Here is a 16,533-nt window from a genome sequence, read left to right as displayed (position 1 = left end):
GTGTCGATGCCGCCTTCAGGCATTGTCCTAACGTACTCGCGTAGCGCTATATCATTCCACATCCATTGTCCCGGATTTGAAGTTGAATCTCGGTTTCGTTGATACGATCGCTGTGAATGGTAATTTCCTTAGTCGGCAGATTCGGGGAAGCCAAAGCCTCGATCGCATTCATCAGCAGATTCATAAACACTTGATTGAGTTGCGCTGGCTGGCACTCGATCTTAGGCAAATCGCCATACTGCCTGACGATACGGATACCCTGAAGGCGCTGGGTGAGAATGATGATCGTACTTTCGATTCCATCGTGCAAGTTGACGGCTTTTACTCCGGTTTCGTCTAGGCGCGAGAAATTGCGTAAAGACAACACAATTTGGTGAATCCGCTCAGCTCCTGCCCGCATGGAACCCAAGAGTCTCGGCAAATCCTCGCTCAGAAAGTCAATATCTATCTCGTCTAGCCGCTGTTGAATTTCAGCGATAGGGGGCGAATAGTACTGTTGATAGAGGGCTAGAAGACTAAATAAATCTTGAACATAGTGATCGGCTGGAACAATATTTCCATAGATAAAACTATAGGATTATTGATTTCATGGGCAACACCGGCCACGAGTTGGCCCAGGCTAGACATCTTTTCAGATTGAATGAGGTGATGTTGAGCTTGTCGAAAGTTTTGAAGCGCTGTTTCGGCAGCTTCTTTAGCTTGCTGAATCGCGATTTCTGCCTGCTTACGATCGCTGATATCTTCATACGAACCGAAGAGCCCAATTACGTCTCCAGCATCATTTTGAAGCGGTATTTTAGTCGTTCTCACCCACGCCGTGCCATCTTGTGACACCAGTGGCTCTTCATAATTCACTTTAGAGGCTCTCTGGCTCAGCACAAACTCATCGTCAGCCCGATAGAGATGAGCCAGTTCTTTCCAATTTAGGTCAAAATCATCGCGCCCTAAAATTTGCTCTGGCGACTCTAGCCCAGCATCTTGAGCAAACAACCGATTACAGCCCAAGTAACGAAAATTTTGATCTTTCCAAAACACCCGTTGTGGAAAAGTGTCAATCACTAATTCTAGGGTTTGTTGAGATTGACGCAACGCGATTTCAACTTGCTGACGCGCCGTTGCTTGTTGCTCAAGTCTTTGATTTGCTTCTGCAAGTTGGGCAGAGCTAGGCAGCGCTAATATTTTAGGAATTAAGGAAACCAATGCGATTCCTGTTGCTACAGAAACCGTGGCTGTCAAGGCTTTGATTGTGCCTGACAGCCAGTAGGTCGGATGCCACAGGGTCCAGATGTCCATTAAGTGCCCAGTGCCGCATGCCAAAATAAAGCTGCCTACCAGGAAAAATAACCAGTCAAACGGCAAATCTCCTCGCTTGCGAACGATGTAAACCAGAAGCAAAGGAATGCAGTAGTAGGACAACCCAATGAGAGCATCTGAGATAAGGTTGAGCCAAACCAGTCCAGTTTTCCAGAGGTAACAATGACGATGGGGAATAAAGGGACTTGAACTTAGAAGGGTTCTTAAGAGGTTAAGCATGGTGATTTCTTGAGACGCAATAACCCCTGAAAGATTGTTATATTTTGAAAGGTTTTTATATAAAGCAGTAGATGGGTAATTTCTCTACGGCTTCTGCCACAACTACAGCTTTTGACCCAACTTCAGACAGGTGCTAAGAAGAACTGCGACACAGTATTCCCCAAAATTGCGTTAATCTGATCGGTGAAATTGCGTTAAAAGCGTTCTACACAAAATCGAGCAACACAGTAGAAAAGCCTTGTTGGGCTTGGCTTCTCATCCTGTTTTCAAAACGGATTTAATGATACTTTTCTATAAGTAAAAATCAACTTGACTGAATACAATCGAGCTAAATCTAGCTTTTCTACCCTTTCGTTCTCAATAGCCGTTACTATTACACATAGAGCTTAAGGAACAAGCGTACTTATGTCCCAAAGTGTCGTTCCTGACCCAAACATCGCACCAGATATCAGCCGTCTGGTGATCGAAGATGCTGCGCCCGTGGATAATTTGATTTCCGAAAAGCAGCAGCGGTTACTGACTGAAGTGCTCTACAGCAATGATGTTTTTGAGTCGCGATCGTTCTTAGTCGCCGCGAACGTCGGTGTGTTTTATGCCGTTCGTCAGCCTCCCCTGGTTCCCGATGTATTTCTCAGCTTAGATGTCGAGGTTCCTCAAGACTGGCGTGAGAAGAAAAATCGCACCTATTTTGTCTGGGAGTTTGGTAAGTCACCCGATGTCGCAATTGAGATTGTTTCTAACAAAGAAGGCAATGAACTCGGCAGTAAGCTAACAAACTATGCCCGAATGGGTGTCATTTATTATGCGGTGTTTGATCCACTAGAGCAACTTGGAGGAAACCTCCTGACTGTATTTGAACTGCGTGCTAATCGGTATCAGGAGAAATCTGATGCTTGGTTTGACGAAATTGGCATTGGTTTAACGCTGTGGGATGGCACGTTTGAAGGAAAGCGCGCTCGCTGGTTGCGATGGTGCAATCGTACGGGTGCAATCATTCCCACTGGATTTGAACGTGCCGAACAAGAACGCCAGCGCGCTGAACAAGCTGAAGCTAGAGCAGGACGACTTGCAGAACGCTTAAGAGGTTTAGGTATCGACCCAAATGCGGAGGACTAGATGGCACGAACGCCAACTATTACCTACGATCGCGGCACTTTGATTCTCCACCCACCTCCCAAGGGCAAGATTTGGGTGGATTTTGCAACGTGGGACGATCGGATCGAAAAGTTTCGCGTCCCTGCTCATCAATACCGTCGGTTGGTGCTGGCATTACGGGCAGAAGGGACGGAGTTAACCGACAAAGCGAAAGGATTTCAAGAAATTGATCTCGTTTCCACCTTGGCAATGGAGCCGTACCTTCACCAAAAAGAAGCCTTGGAAGCTTGGAAGAATGCGGGTCGAGCGGGCGTAGTGGTGCTGCCAACCGCTGCCGGAAAAACGTATCTGGCGCAACTGGCGATGCAGGACACAAAGCGCAGCACCCTAATTATGGTTCCAACGCTAGATTTGATGCATCAATGGTACGCGCAGTTAGTGACCACGTTTCCCGATGTAGAAATTGGATTGTTGGGAGGTGGATCGCGCGATCGCACTCCTATTTTAGTCGCGACTTACGATAGTGCCGCGATTAATGCTGAAACGTTGGGCAATCAGTACGGACTGCTCGTGTTTGATGAGTGTCACCATTTGCCGAGTGACTTTAATCGGGTCATTGCTGAGTATGCGATCGCTCCTTATCGATTAGGACTGAGTGCAACACCAGAGCGAACCGATGGTAAACACGAAGATCTGAAAATTCTAATTGGTGAAGAAGTTTATCGTAAAACAGCAGAAGAGTTATCTGGATCGGCGCTAGCAAAACATGATGTAGAACAGATTAAAGTAACGCTATCGATTGAAGAACGTGAACGCTACGATCGACTGATTCACATCAGAAACGCATTCTTAAAAGAAGCCAATCTGTATCTCAGCAGCGCTCAAGGCTGGCAACGATTTGTAGCGGCAAGTGCCAGGTCGAAAGCGGGACGAAAGGCGATGTTAGCCCACCGAGAAGCCAAAGCGATCGCGTTTGGCACGGAAGGCAAACTGCGGGTTTTAGGCGAATTATTAGGGCGTCATTATCCGGAGCGCACGCTGATCTTCACTGACGATAACGCCACTGTTTATCGAATTTCTCAAGACTTTCTCATTCCTGCGATCACGCATCAAACTCCGGTGAAAGAGCGCCATGAGATTCTGACAAAATTTAAGCAAGGCGAGTACAAAACGCTGGTTGCTTCACGAGTTTTAAACGAAGGGGTAGACGTGCCCGATGCCAGCGTTGCGATCGTATTATCGGGTACAGGTTCAACTCGCGAATACATTCAGCGTTTGGGACGAATTTTACGTAAAGGCAAAGACCCAGCCAAACGAGCGCTGATGTATGAAGTGGTGGCGGAAGACACTAATGAAGAAGGGGTTTCGCGGCGGCGTAGAGGCGATACGGCGAAGAAATCTCCTCGGCAGTTAGAGTTAGTGCCGCCGCGACTGGCGTATCCAATTCCTCCCCCAGCAGTTCCTCGTGCTGCCGAAGCCGAAGAGGATGATAACTGGTAGAGAATAGGCGTTGTAGCCTGTTTGCAAGGAGCCTAACCAGCGATCGCAGAGTTGGGTTGAATATCGCTTGTAATCGTACTCAAACTTAAAACGTTAAACGCAACCTTAAACAAGTTAAAACGCGAACTGAAACTGATTGATGCATAGATCGGATGGGGATCATGCAGCTTTGCCATTACTGAGAGCAATATGTAGTGAATACTACAAATCTAATTGTGTGAGCTTCTAGGCTGGAGCAAGCAAAGCAATGTAGCGGAAAGAGTTCTCATATGGCTAAGCAAAATTTGGTTGTGATCGGAAACGGCATGGTGGGTCACAAGTTCCTAGACCGAATGATCGCCAAAGGAGCGACGCAGAATTGGAATTTAATCACCTTTTGCGAGGAGCCGCGAATTGCTTACGATCGTGTTAATCTCAGTGGGTTTTTTAATGGAAAAACGGAAGCTGATTTAACTCTAGTTGAGCCTGGGTTTTATCAGGACAATGGGGTGCAGATGTATGTGGGCGATCGCGCGATTAAGATTGATCGCGATCACAAGTGTGTCACTTCGGCTAACGGCATCACTATTAGCTATGACAAATTGGTGCTAGCGACGGGTTCATACCCCTTTGTCCCTCCAATTGAGGGCAAAGACGCCGAGGGAACGTTTGTCTATCGCACCATTTGTGATCTCGAAGCGATCGCTGCCTACGCAAAAACGTGTCGGGTTGGTGTCGTGATTGGCGGCGGCTTACTGGGGCTCGAATGCGCCAACGCCCTGAAGAATTTAGGGCTCGAAACGCATGTTGTCGAATTCATGCCACGTCTCATGCCGGTTCAAGTCGATGACGCGGGCGGACTCATTCTTAAACGTGAAATTGAAGCGATTGGGGTTAGCGTCCATACGCAAAAAACAACGACCAAGATTGTGAGTGAAAACGGTCGAGTGCATAAGATGACGTTTGCTGACGACACAGAATTGCAAACCGATATGATTGTATTTTCGGCGGGCATTCGTCCTCGCGATGACTTAGCGCGAGACTGTAATTTGATGATTGGCGACCGCGGTGGTATCGTGATTAACGAATCCTGTCAAACCTCTGATCCAGATATTTATGCGATCGGAGAATGTGCGCTTCACCAGAACCGGATTTATGGCTTAGTCAATCCAGGCTACGTCATGGCAGGAGTCGCGGCAGACAACATCTGTGGAGTGGACAGCAGCTTTGATGGAGCCGATATTTCTACCAAGCTCAAGCTATTAGGCGTAGACGTTGCGAGTTTTGGAGATGCCTTTGCCAAAACGCCTGGCGCTAGAGAACTGACCATTAGCGATGCCATTCAAGGCACCTACAAAAAACTGGTTGTAGACGAAACTGCAACTACGCTACTGGGTGGAATTCTGGTTGGTGATGCATCTGCGTATGGCAGTTTGCTACAACTGATGCACAACAAAACGACCCTACCACCACACCCAGAAGATCTGCTCTTGCCACCCCGTTCAGGAGGTGAGAATGCCTTGCTGCGAGTCGAGAATTTTCCCGATACGGCACAGATTTGCTCCTGTAACAACGTGAGCAAAAGCGATATTTGTAATGCCATTCGCGACAATGGGTTAACCGATTTAGCCAGCGTTAAGCAATGCACAAAAGCAGGAACAGGATGCGGTGGATGCGTTCCGTTAGTCACAGATTTGTTTAAGGCAGAGTTAAAGCAAGCCGGAATCGAAGTTAAAAATCATCTCTGCCAACACTTTGCTTACTCACGCCAAGAGTTATATCACTTGGTTCGATCATCTGTCTCATCGCTAGAGGAATCGCAACAGATTTATACCTTCGATCAATTGCTGCAACGCTACGGTCAAGGGAAAGGATGCGAGATTTGTAAGCCTGCGGCAGCGTCTATTTTAGCGTCGGTGTGGAACGAGTGCATTCTGAATCCGCCTCACGTCGGGCTACAAGATACCAACGATGCCTTTCTTGCTAACATCCAGCGAGATGGCACGTATTCTGTTGTCCCTCGTGTTCCGGGCGGCGAAATTACACCCGATCAACTGATCGTCTTAGGCGAAGTTGCCAAAGAATTCAACTTGTACTCCAAAATTACCGGCGGACAGCGAATCGATTTGTTTGGGGCAAGAGTCGATCAGCTTCCCCACATTTGGGCACGGTTGATCGAGGCAGGATTTGAGTCGGGACACGCTTACGGAAAAGCATTGCGAACGGTGAAATCGTGTGTTGGCAGTACGTGGTGTCGCTTTGGGGTGCAGGATTCAACCTCGCTCGCGATCGCGCTGGAGTTACGTTACCGAGGATTACGCGCCCCGCATAAACTCAAGAGTGCGGTTTCGGGTTGTACTCGTGAATGTGCAGAAGCTCAAAGCAAAGATTTTGGCATCATTGCTACCGAAAAAGGATGGAATCTTTACATCTGCGGCAATGGCGGCATGAAGCCCCAACACGCCCAACTACTAGCAGCAGATTTAGACAAGGAAACCCTGATTCGCTATATCGATCGATTCCTCATGTTCTACATCCGCACCGCGAATCGTCTCGAACGAACTGCGACTTGGTTTAACAAGTTAGAGGGCGGTATGGAGTATTTGCAGCAAGTCATCATTGAAGATTCGTTGGGCATTTGTGCAGAACTTGAGGCGGAAATGGCGCATCAAGTCGCGACTTACGATTGCGAATGGAAAGCCACGATTAACGATTCAACAAAGCTACAGCGCTTCCGTCACTTTGTGAATTCAGATCAGCGCGATCCAAATGTGATTCGGGTAGAAGAACGGGGTCAGTTGCGCCCCGCCTATGAGCATGAGCGGCAACTCTTAACGATTGGTCAGTCCTAAACTTTGGCCCTACCTATCGTCGCGCATCTCAAGCGATGTGTCCTGTTTTAGAACCGTTCTCTTAAACACGTTATCTCTCCTAAATTATGCAAGCCATCACCAATCAATCGACTGCAACGCGTTGGATTACTGTTTGTGCCTTGAATGACATTCTGCCGAATACAGGCGTTTGTGCTTTGGTGAATGACCAGCAAGTCGCAATTTTTCGGGTCGGAGAGGAAGACCTTTATGCGATCGCGAACTACGACCCGTTCAGCAGCGCCTATGTTTTGTCACGGGGAATTGTGGGCGATCGCAATGGCATTCCTAAAGTAGCTTCTCCGGTTTATAAGCAAAACTTTAATCTGGCTACTGGAGAGTGTTTAGATAACGCCGAAGTTCGTGTGCCTACGTTTTCAGTTCGTGTTGTGGATCAGCAGGTTCAAGTTGGGAGTACTCAACTCTAACTTTCGTGTAGAAATAGACCCTAAAGATTAGAGATTAGAGCTAGGTGCAGAAGAGCAGGTATTTCAGGATATCTGCTCTTTTCATCTTTTTAGACCAGAATCGCCGCTTCATCGACTGGTTAGCTGGCTGACTACGATGATTTCAGTTTAACTTCAAACTCCATTTTGGAACGGTAAAAGCAAACATCAAATTCAAGAAAGAAGTTTGTCTGACCCAAGATTAACGGTGTGTTTGGACGTTTCACCCATGCAAAGAGTAATTCAATTAGTGGAAATTCTCCGATTCGGACGGTTCCTTCGGAGTTGCGCTTTGCGCTAAGCGTCCCAAGTTCCACTCAACTGAAGACTGAGTTCGTAGGGTAAAACATTAACCGCAGCTCCGCTATACTACTAGCCCAATTGCTTCAACTCTCTGATCTTCTCGATGCAGCAATAACGGAAGTCTTGGCAGACTGTCAAACTCGTTTTGGGCTGGACTAGTGGTTAAATATTGGAGTCGCATATATCATTACTGATCCGCATCCGACTTACTTGAAGGCGTCCATCAACACTGCACCTGCCCCAAAGCAATTATAGGGAGTGGGTAAGTCTAGGTTTTGAAGGGTTCCAATGGCGCAATGTCTTCAGTCGTCTCCAAGGCCTCAACTAGAATCCGAATTAGTTTAAGCTTTTCTACTGCGGAGAACTGCCGCGCCGCAGGAAGTACTTCTGCAAATGCCATATCATAAAATCCTTATTTCTAGAATTTCATGCTTCTAGTTTACTCAATTCCAGATGAATCAAGCTCAGGGCGCATCATCAGATTGTAATTTACGAACAGCTAAGCTCGACTTTATCCAAATGCCGAAGCTCAGAAGCAGCAATGGTTCTGGCGTGTCAACTTGGCTCTAGACTTTTCCAGATATCGGCTAAACCGTAGACACCTCAGAAAGTTTGAGAGCCTGTCTGCAATCCAGACATCGCGGCAAATGCCTCTAATTTCGAATGGATAAAGTCGAGCTTAGTAAGGTGTGCCACAGCGAGCCTGTAGATCTGCTTCAGCCAACCCAAAGTTTTGCTGTCGGCATAGCAAAACTTGTGCGGTGCGCTGCTGCGCGTAAAGGCGATGGACAAACCAGCCAATGGGTGCTCCCGCAACCATACCAAGCACAAAACCTATGAGTAGACTGGAGAGCAGATTTTTTCGAGTAATCTTGCGTTCTGAATGCCGATGGGTAACCGGAGTTTCTTGCATTGGAGTAGCTGTCCAAATCTAGGGTATTACACCGTTAATTGAAGAAAAAAACCAAGTGTAGAGCATCCTTCTATCTACAGACATGTGTAGCGTTCCAAGGTAGATATGACAGTCATCAATAATCACTGATAATCACTGTTTATTCTGGATTAGTCTCGATACCGCATCACATAGTGCGGAGAGACATTCTTCCATTGATTGACCTGAAGCGATTAATTTGGCACAAGTCCAAAATATGACAGTGAAGGTGTCAGTCACTAGCAGGTTAGTGAGGGTAGTGAAAGGGTATTGAAATAGTTGCAGCGAATCTAAGTTAGTCTACTTTTCGATAGAGCTTATCTAGCGGCGATAACTCTTGGTAGCGAGCAGAATGCTCAGTGAACTTAATTGATTCTTGTCGCCCTAATCCTAAAATTCCGAATGAGCATAGACTGTCGTAGAAAAGATTGTGAACTCGCGTTTGCAGGGTTTGATTAAAGTAAATTAAAACATTGCGACAGCAGATGACGTTGAATTCGTTGAATGAACCATCTGTAACCAAATTGTGTTGTGCAAACACAATATTTCTTTTAAGTGATGCCCTAAGGATGGCTTCTTCATAAGCTGCCGTGTAGTATTCAGAAAACGATCGCACTCCCCCCGACTTTAGATAAAGTTGGGTATAGGCTTTCATCATCCGCAACGGGTACATTCCTTGTTTCGCGGTTTGCAGTACCTGTTCATTGGCGTCTGTGCCGTAAAGCCGACAGCGATCGTAGAGTCCTTCCTCTTGCAATAAAATTGCCATTGAATAAACTTCTTCTCCAGTCGAGCAGCCTGCGTGCCAAATGCGAATAAAGGGATAGGTTCGCAAGATGGGAATGACATGATTTCGGAAGGCAAGGTAAAAGCTTGGATCGCGAAACATGGAGGTGACATTTACCGTCAAGCTGCGAACGAACCGATCGAAACACTCTCGATCGTGCAGAACGCGATTTTGCAAGGCTGAGACAGTGGATAAATTTTCAGCCGTTAAGAAGCCAGTGATTCGCCGCTTAATAGAAGACGGCGCATAGTTGCGAAAGTCATATCCGTAATAGCGATAAATGCCTTCTAACAGCAGATGAATTTCAACTTCTTCTAAGGGTGCGGGGTCAGAAGACATAGAATTTGCTATTGATACAACCAGACCCGCAATAGAGAAATTAACTGCTCAGAATCAACAGGTTTCATGATGTAGTCTGAGGCCCCCGCTTCAATGCATTTTTCGCGATCGCCCTGCATCGCTTTAGCCGTTAGCGCAATGATCGGCAGTGTCGCAAACTGATTGGCTTGGCGAATCGTTTGCATCGTTTCATAGCCATCCATTTCTGGCATCATGATGTCCATCAGCACAATGTCGATGTCTGGGTGCGCTTGCAGAACATCAATTCCATCGCGACCGTTTTCTGCATACTCTACCTGCATTTGGTAGCCTTCGAGCAAGCTAGTGATTGCGAAAATATTGCGGACATCATCATCGACAATTAGCACTTTCTTGTTGGCTAAAACTGGATCAATTTGGCGGAGCGACTCTAACATTTGGCGCTTGGGTTGCGGCAAGTTTGACTGCACCCGATGGAGAAAAATGGACGTTTCATCTAAAAGCCGTTCTGGCGATCGCACATCTTTCACAATAATGGTTTCGGCGAGTCGCTTGAGTTGTGTTTCTTCTTGACGGGTTAGCTCTTTGCCCGTGTATACAATAATCGGTAGGTCAGCTAACCGCTCTTCCTGCTTAATCTGCTCAATCAAGTCAAGCCCGTTGATGTCGGGTAAGCCTAGATCTATTACAACACAATCAAACGGATACGTTTGTAATGCTTCAATCGCTTCTGCTCCTGTGTGAACAGCAGTGCTCTTGACATCTCCGTTACCAATCAATTCGATAATGCTTTGAGCTTGTACCACGTCATCTTCGACAATTAGTAAATTTCTAACGCGGCGTTCAATAAAGTGTTTGATATCGGTTAGTACTTGCGACAATGCTTCGGGCGAAATTGGTTTAAGGAGATACGCGATCGCACCAGATTGCAACCCGCGCTGACGCTGGTCATCACTGGAGAGGACGTGAATTGGAATGTGGCGACTGTTCGGATCGCGTTTGAGCCGATCTAACACCATCCATCCGTCGCCGTCGGGAAGATGGATGTCGAGCAGAATGGCATTGGGTCCGAACTGTTGCGCTAAGGCTAACCCGGTTTGGCTTCGCAGCGCCACTAATCCTTTAAAGCCCTGCTGCCGCGCCATGTCTAGAAGAATTTTGGCAAATTTGACATCATCTTCAATAATTAGCAGAACGCAATCGCCCGGTTGAATCAAGTCGCGATCGTCCGGAAGTTCAGGGTAGGATGGCGGTTGAATGACTTGGGAAGGTTGAGGCAGGTTAGAGCGGGCAAGTGAAGCGTCTCGATACGTGGTTGCGGGTGACGCTTCAGTGCTCAACGCTTGTCGAGCACTGACTTCTGGTTGGACGTTGAGTGCTAAGTCGTCTCGGTAGAGCTGAGGGAGAGACAGCGTAAACGTGCTACCTTGCCCTAGTTGGCTGACCAATCGCAGTTCTCCGCCCAGCAAGGACGCAATTTCGCGGCTAATCGATAAGCCCAACCCAGTTCCGCCATAGCGACGGCTAGTTGTCCCGTCTACTTGCTGGAAGGCTTCAAATATAATCTTTTGTTTGTCGGCAGGAATTCCAATGCCCGTATCGCTGACGACAAATAAAATCGTCGCATTACTCATGTCATAGCCTTGCTCAACTGAGTTTTGAGTACTGCTAATTTGTAAGGTCACGCTGCCTTGCTCAGTAAACTTGAATGCATTAGACAATAGGTTCTTCAACACTTGCTGCAATCGTTTTGCATCGGTTACGATCGCGGGGGGCAACTGTTCGTCTAATGTGATCGCAAAGGTCAAGCCTTTTTCGTTAGCAACCTGTCGAAAGGTACGCTCCAACCCATCTCGCAATTCGGTAAAGGAGAGGGCTTCGATGTTGATAGAAAGCGTTCCTGATTCAATTTTTGCCAGGTCGAGAATGTCGTTAATGAGCATCAACAAATCTTGTCCAGACGCATGAATCGTTTGGCTATATTCCACTTGTTTTCTGCTTAAGTTACCTTCTGCGTTATCGGATAGCAGCCGCGCTAAAATCAGCAAGCTATTGAGCGGTGTCCGCAACTCGTGGGACATATTCGCTAGAAATTCTGACTTGTATTTAGAGGAGAGAGCGAGTTGGTCTGCTTTCTCTTGCAGTGCTAATCTTGCTTGCTCAATTTCATCATTTTTGTGTTCTACTTCACGTTTTTGCGCTTCTAACGATTCAGCTTTCTCTTCTAATTCTGCGTTCAGTTGCTGTAACTCGTTATTGGAACGTTTTAATTCTTGCTGTTGCTGCCTTAGTAATTTTTCTGATACTTGCAGTGCTTTTGCTTGCGTGTGCAATTGGTCATTGCTCTCTTCTAGCTCTTCTTGCTGAGCTTGCAGCTCTTCGGTCAGCGACTGAGCCTCTTCTAAGAGTTCTTGCTGGCGCATAGTTGCTGCGATCGCAGCCAGCACCACTCCAATTGTTTCACTCATTTGATCCAACAATTGGAGGTGAATGTTGCTAAATTGATGAAATGATGCCAATTCCATCACTGCAATGACTTGCTGCTCAAATACGATCGGCAGCACCACAATGTTGAGCGGCTTTGCCTCACCCAATCCAGACCCAATCCGAATGTAATCACTCGGAACTTCGGTGAGCAAAATACGCTGCTTCTCTAGCGCACATTGTCCGACCAAGCCTTCCCCAAGCTGAAACTGATTGCCTAAATGTTTGCGCTCTTGGTAGGCGTAGCTACCCCGCAATTGTAAAACTGGCTTGCCATCAAAAGTCTCGACAACGTAGAACGCGCCCTGCTGGGCGTTAACCAATGGCACAAGCTGAGATAAAACAGAACGGGCAACCGTTTCAAGCTGTCGCTGTCCTTGCAGAAGTTGGCTTAACTCAGCAATGTTTGACTTAAGCCAAGTTTGCTCTTCGTTACGTGAGGTGGTCTGCCGCAAATTCGCGATCATTCGGTTGAAATTACGAGTGAGAACCCCGATTTCATCGGCGCGATCGCTCTTTGGCAAACTCGCGTTCAGATCACCCTCGGCAACCGCTTTGGTTAGATCAGACATGCGCTCTAGCGGGTTGGCAATGTTGCGCGTCAGTAGAATGCCGAGAACGATGAACAGACCCAAAGAAATTGGAATGCCATAAATAATGCTGTCTAATGTGTTTCGAGCGGCTAACTGAGCATTTTGAGTGCGTTGCACAAGAAGACGGCCCTCTCTAGCTTCCATTGTTGCAATGGTACGGCGAATGTCCTCCATCGCATTTTTGCCGAGATTCGTGCGGACCCATTGAACCGATGCATCTAATCCTTTGGTTTGCCGCAATTCAATTCCGGCCTGCAACGCCTTCATTCGGGTCGCAATTAAAGGTTCTAGAGCATTAAGGCTGGCTTGTTGACTAGGATTATCTTGCGTTAGCTGCCGTACTGCTTCGAGCTTCTGGTCTAGCCCTTTGGTAGCGTTCTCGTATGGCTGGAGATACTGCTTATCACCCGTTAGAAGATAACCTCGTTGCCCTGTCTCTGCATCTTGCACTAGCGCCAAAACGTCCTTAAGATTGTCCAGTGCATCATGGGTATTCTCTTCCCACTGTCTTGCCTCAACGAATTGATTGGTTCCTCGATAGGCAACGACCCCGATCGCGGCAAAGATTGCTAAGCCAAGGGTAAAGCCTGCCCCAATTTTGGTTCCAATTTTTAGGCGATTCAACATGTCAAATACAAGATTCAGTGTTGCTTCACTCGTCTATTGTATTACTAACGCTAAATATGTGATTAACGCCAATACGAATGTGAGATCAAGTTGCAAGATCAAGCATTAGCTCCATTGTAAGCATCTGAATTGCTGATCAGTCCTCCTAAAGAGGTAGCCCCTTGACCCGTCTGAGTTCATCCTCTCTAAGGCAAACTTCAAAGCACATTACCATGCCACCCAGAGTTTCATGAATTGAGAGATTTGCTCCACCTGCGGCGGAATCTGCTCGCGTCTGCCATTTCAAAAATTGCTCTTTGGTCAAATTATCGGCAAAAATTCCCACTCGCAAGCTGATCTTTGCTCCAGCGAGCAGCATCAGGGTTGTACAGCCCGAAAAGCTAAACCCTGAGTCTTGCATATTCCCGTCTTGAGATAACGCAACGACATTTTGCCCTAGCTGGAGTTTGTGAGTCCGAATGCCTGGGTTAGGAATTGGATTCGGCGGAATACGAATGATTAATGCTCCCATGACATCAATCGTGGCATTTGGATCGCTAGCTTGTACCGCGCCCTGAACGTAGGTAGAGCCGCAGATGATAACGCGTCCCGCCTGCTGAACCAAGACTTCTCCCGTTGGAGCGTTGAGGATTCAGTGCCTCATCCCCAACGCGGTTACTAGCGATTTTGCTCAGCCTAGCAATGTTGTAGCGCGTCACCTTGCCCGCGATCCTTCGGAGCTTGGTGGAGCCAATCGCCCTAAACAGTGGCAGCACGCTGTTAATCGCAAATTCTGCTCAAGCAGACCCACTTTTAGCTGAAGTATCTTCCACAGGTTTTATTTCTTAACGACACACCGTGTTTTAGTGTAGTCGTCGTTTCTAGAAACGAGACAGTCTGCCGCTAGATTGCGCCCACTAACCGACCGTTTGTCGCAAATCGCTTCGACACGGCTTCCCGATAGACCGCTTCATACCCATCTACCATTTGCTCGACACCAAACTTTTGATTAACGTGCGATCGACAAGCTCTGCGACGAATAGAATTAATCTTGTCAAGAGCGGCAACGCACTCATCCACGCTGTCACACAAAAATCCTGTTTCGCCGTGTTTGATCAGTTCGGGTGCTGAACCTCGTCTCAGCGCAATCACTGGTGTTCCGACGGCCATGGACTCTACCATGACTAGTCCAAACGGTTCGCGCCAAGTGATCGGAAAGAGAGTAGCGACGGCGTTCCCCAGCAAAGCATTCTTTTGGACATGATTTGCCTCTCCTAAATACTCAATTTGCTTGCCATCGATGTGGGGGCGAATCGCCTCTTCAAAGTAATCGACATCGACTCGATCGACCTTACCCGCCATCTTCAAGTGCCATCCCGATCGCTGAGCAATCTCAATCGCTAAATGAGTTCCTTTTTCTGGAGAAATACGACCTAAAAAGGCGAGATAGGGCGGATCAGAAGGCGCAGCATAGAACTCGTGAGAGGCTAAATCGATCCCGTTATAGACCGTTGACACATAGTTCAGGTTCAAACGTGGCTCTCGCTGCGTATTGGAAATGCTGATGTAGGGTTGCTCACGCGCATAGGTAAAGAGCTTTTCATTATCGGGTGTAAACACCCCATGGAGAGTGTGAACGGTCGGCGTTTTAACCAACTTAGCCATCGGTAAAGCCGCACATCCAATATGAGAATGAATTACATCAAACTGTTGAGCGCGATCGTAGAGCCGCCCCAACTGCAACATCTCATAAATAGGATGCTCGTTAACGCTGGGGTCAAGCCGCAGCGCATGAGGATGCACAGATTCTAGCTGAGCTAAAGTTTGCGAGTCGCCCGATGCAAAGAGGGTTACATCATGCCCACGCCGCACCAATTCATCGGTCAGCAAGCTAACAACAAGCTCAATTCCACCATACGCAGGGGGTGGAACGCTTTCCCATAAAGGGGCAATCTGGGCAATCCGCATGTTCTATCTCCAAATTTTGTAGTGAATTTAACTAGTAAATTTAGCAAACTACACTCAACACTATGCCTTTGGGCTGGGATGGGCATCCTGCCTGAGAAGGAATGCTTTACCAGATAAATACGGTTTCGTACTAAAGTAACGTTTTTATGCAACTTTTAGGAGTAGCAATACTATAGATCTTCAGATCTTCTGCATGAGTTCTAACGCTCTAATCTGATTGCTAACACATTCATACAGAAGATCCAACCAGCACTGACTATGGTTGAATAGAAACGTTTAACTTATAAGTCGATGCGTCTCCCGTAGCAACAACATCAATGATGTACGTTCCATTGTCATTTAGCTTGCCGCTCCAACTAGAAGCACCGCTCTGATAGCGCTGAATTGGGCTGCCTTGAGGATCGATCAGCGTTAGCAGAACCGTTTGATTGGGGGACTCGACGGAAATTGTGCCATTCTGCCCAGCAGAGGCCACAAAGGTATAGCGATCGATTGCTTTACTGGCAAGATTTCCGTCAACGCTGGTTGAGGTACTGCCAGCAGGGAAGGTGATCTGACCGCGATTACGGTTGCCATCGGTGCTGGGTGAAGCTTGGGCAGGAGATGAGTCTGGAGAAGCACTGGTAGGCACTTGAACGGCTGGAGCATTATTTGGAGCCGCATTATTTGGAGCCGCTTTAACAGCCGCTTGAGGCGGCGGCGGCGGAAGTTGGGACGGGGTAGCTTCGGGGGTAACGGCAGTAGGCGGATTGGATGGGGCGCATCCGACAAGCACCGCAAAGCTCAGACTCGCACTACACAGGCTGCTAAGAAGGTTTTGCTTTAGAATCGATTTCATTCACTCATCTCCTAGAATTCAGATGTCTCAAATGCTGTATGACTCATCTTTCATAGGTCACAACAGCTTTTCCTGATGGTTTATCAGATTATGATGACATGCTGGCTCCGTTGAGTGGTTTAGTTTTATCTTTGTTTAGCTTCATATTTGTCGATGCAAATCAAATTGCAGATCAAATTTATGTTCAGCCTAGTTTCACTGAATTCCAAAAGGGCACTAAACAGAAATACTAAACAGCTATGAAAGGCTCAGACCCCTAGCCGCAGAGCTTCTCATCAGTCG

The 16,533-nt window shown here is 47.3% G+C and carries 13 protein-coding genes; 4 read left to right on the top strand and 9 right to left on the bottom strand.

Annotated elements, in window-relative coordinates; all coding sequences use genetic code 11:
• Positions 1-46: 46 nt before the first annotated feature.
• Both AC5I6P_RS10475 and AC5I6P_RS10470 read right to left on the bottom strand, forming a co-directional pair.
• Positions 47-400: a sensor histidine kinase gene (locus tag AC5I6P_RS10475; RefSeq protein ID WP_495693697.1), complete on the bottom strand. Its 354-nt coding sequence runs from the start codon at positions 398-400 to the stop codon at positions 47-49.
• 107 nt (positions 401-507) lie between these two features.
• Positions 508-1,533: a PAS domain-containing protein gene (locus AC5I6P_RS10470; protein ID WP_495693696.1), complete on the bottom strand. Its 1,026-nt coding sequence runs from the start codon at positions 1,531-1,533 to the stop codon at positions 508-510.
• Positions 1,534-1,938: 405 nt separating this feature from the next.
• On the opposite strand from AC5I6P_RS10470, the gene AC5I6P_RS10465 reads away from it, so the two are divergent.
• From AC5I6P_RS10465 to nirD, 4 genes are all read left to right on the top strand, one after another.
• The gene (locus AC5I6P_RS10465) at positions 1,939-2,649 is read left to right on the top strand and encodes a Uma2 family endonuclease (protein ID WP_495693695.1); all 711 of its coding nucleotides are present in this window, start codon (positions 1,939-1,941) and stop codon (positions 2,647-2,649) included.
• Positions 2,650-4,128: a DEAD/DEAH box helicase gene (locus AC5I6P_RS10460; protein ID WP_495693694.1), complete on the top strand. Its 1,479-nt coding sequence runs from the start codon at positions 2,650-2,652 to the stop codon at positions 4,126-4,128. It abuts the gene before it with no gap.
• 269 nt (positions 4,129-4,397) lie between these two features.
• Positions 4,398-6,959, top strand: coding sequence for a nitrite reductase large subunit NirB (gene nirB / locus AC5I6P_RS10455; RefSeq protein ID WP_495693693.1), 2,562 nt, complete (start codon positions 4,398-4,400; stop codon positions 6,957-6,959).
• Positions 6,960-7,045: 86 nt separating this feature from the next.
• Positions 7,046-7,405, top strand: a complete 360-nt coding sequence (nirD, locus tag AC5I6P_RS10450; RefSeq protein WP_495693692.1) for a nitrite reductase small subunit NirD — start codon at positions 7,046-7,048, stop codon at positions 7,403-7,405.
• Between the two features lie 589 nt (positions 7,406-7,994).
• Here nirD and AC5I6P_RS10445 read toward each other — a convergent pair.
• The 7 genes from AC5I6P_RS10445 to AC5I6P_RS10415 all read right to left on the bottom strand — a co-directional run bounded on the left by AC5I6P_RS10445 (position 7,995) and on the right by AC5I6P_RS10415 (position 16,251).
• A complete protein-coding gene (locus AC5I6P_RS10445) occupies positions 7,995-8,126 on the bottom strand; it encodes a hypothetical protein (RefSeq protein ID WP_495693691.1) in 132 nt (43 codons plus the stop codon).
• Between the two features lie 279 nt (positions 8,127-8,405).
• Complete coding sequence (locus AC5I6P_RS10440; RefSeq protein WP_495693690.1) at positions 8,406-8,639, bottom strand: hypothetical protein; 234 nt, start codon at positions 8,637-8,639, stop codon at positions 8,406-8,408.
• Between the two features lie 313 nt (positions 8,640-8,952).
• The gene (locus AC5I6P_RS10435) at positions 8,953-9,783 is read right to left on the bottom strand and encodes a CheR family methyltransferase (RefSeq protein WP_495693689.1); all 831 of its coding nucleotides are present in this window, start codon (positions 9,781-9,783) and stop codon (positions 8,953-8,955) included.
• Between the two features lie 8 nt (positions 9,784-9,791).
• Positions 9,792-13,466 (bottom strand): response regulator, encoded by a 3,675-nt coding sequence (locus AC5I6P_RS10430; protein ID WP_495693688.1) that lies wholly within the window; start codon positions 13,464-13,466, stop codon positions 9,792-9,794.
• Between the two features lie 145 nt (positions 13,467-13,611).
• Positions 13,612-14,070, bottom strand: coding sequence for a hypothetical protein (locus AC5I6P_RS10425; RefSeq protein WP_495693687.1), 459 nt, complete (start codon positions 14,068-14,070; stop codon positions 13,612-13,614).
• A 278-nt stretch (positions 14,071-14,348) separates the two neighbouring features.
• Complete coding sequence (locus AC5I6P_RS10420) at positions 14,349-15,413, bottom strand: glycosyltransferase family 4 protein (RefSeq protein ID WP_495693686.1); 1,065 nt, start codon at positions 15,411-15,413, stop codon at positions 14,349-14,351.
• A 256-nt stretch (positions 15,414-15,669) separates the two neighbouring features.
• On the bottom strand, positions 15,670-16,251 hold the full coding sequence (locus AC5I6P_RS10415) for a hypothetical protein (protein ID WP_495693685.1): 582 nt from the start codon (positions 16,249-16,251) through the stop codon (positions 15,670-15,672).
• Positions 16,252-16,533: the final 282 nt, after the last annotated feature.

It is taken from the genome of Myxacorys sp. (assembly GCF_059501405.1).
This window is presented reverse-complemented; position numbering and strand designations above follow the sequence as displayed.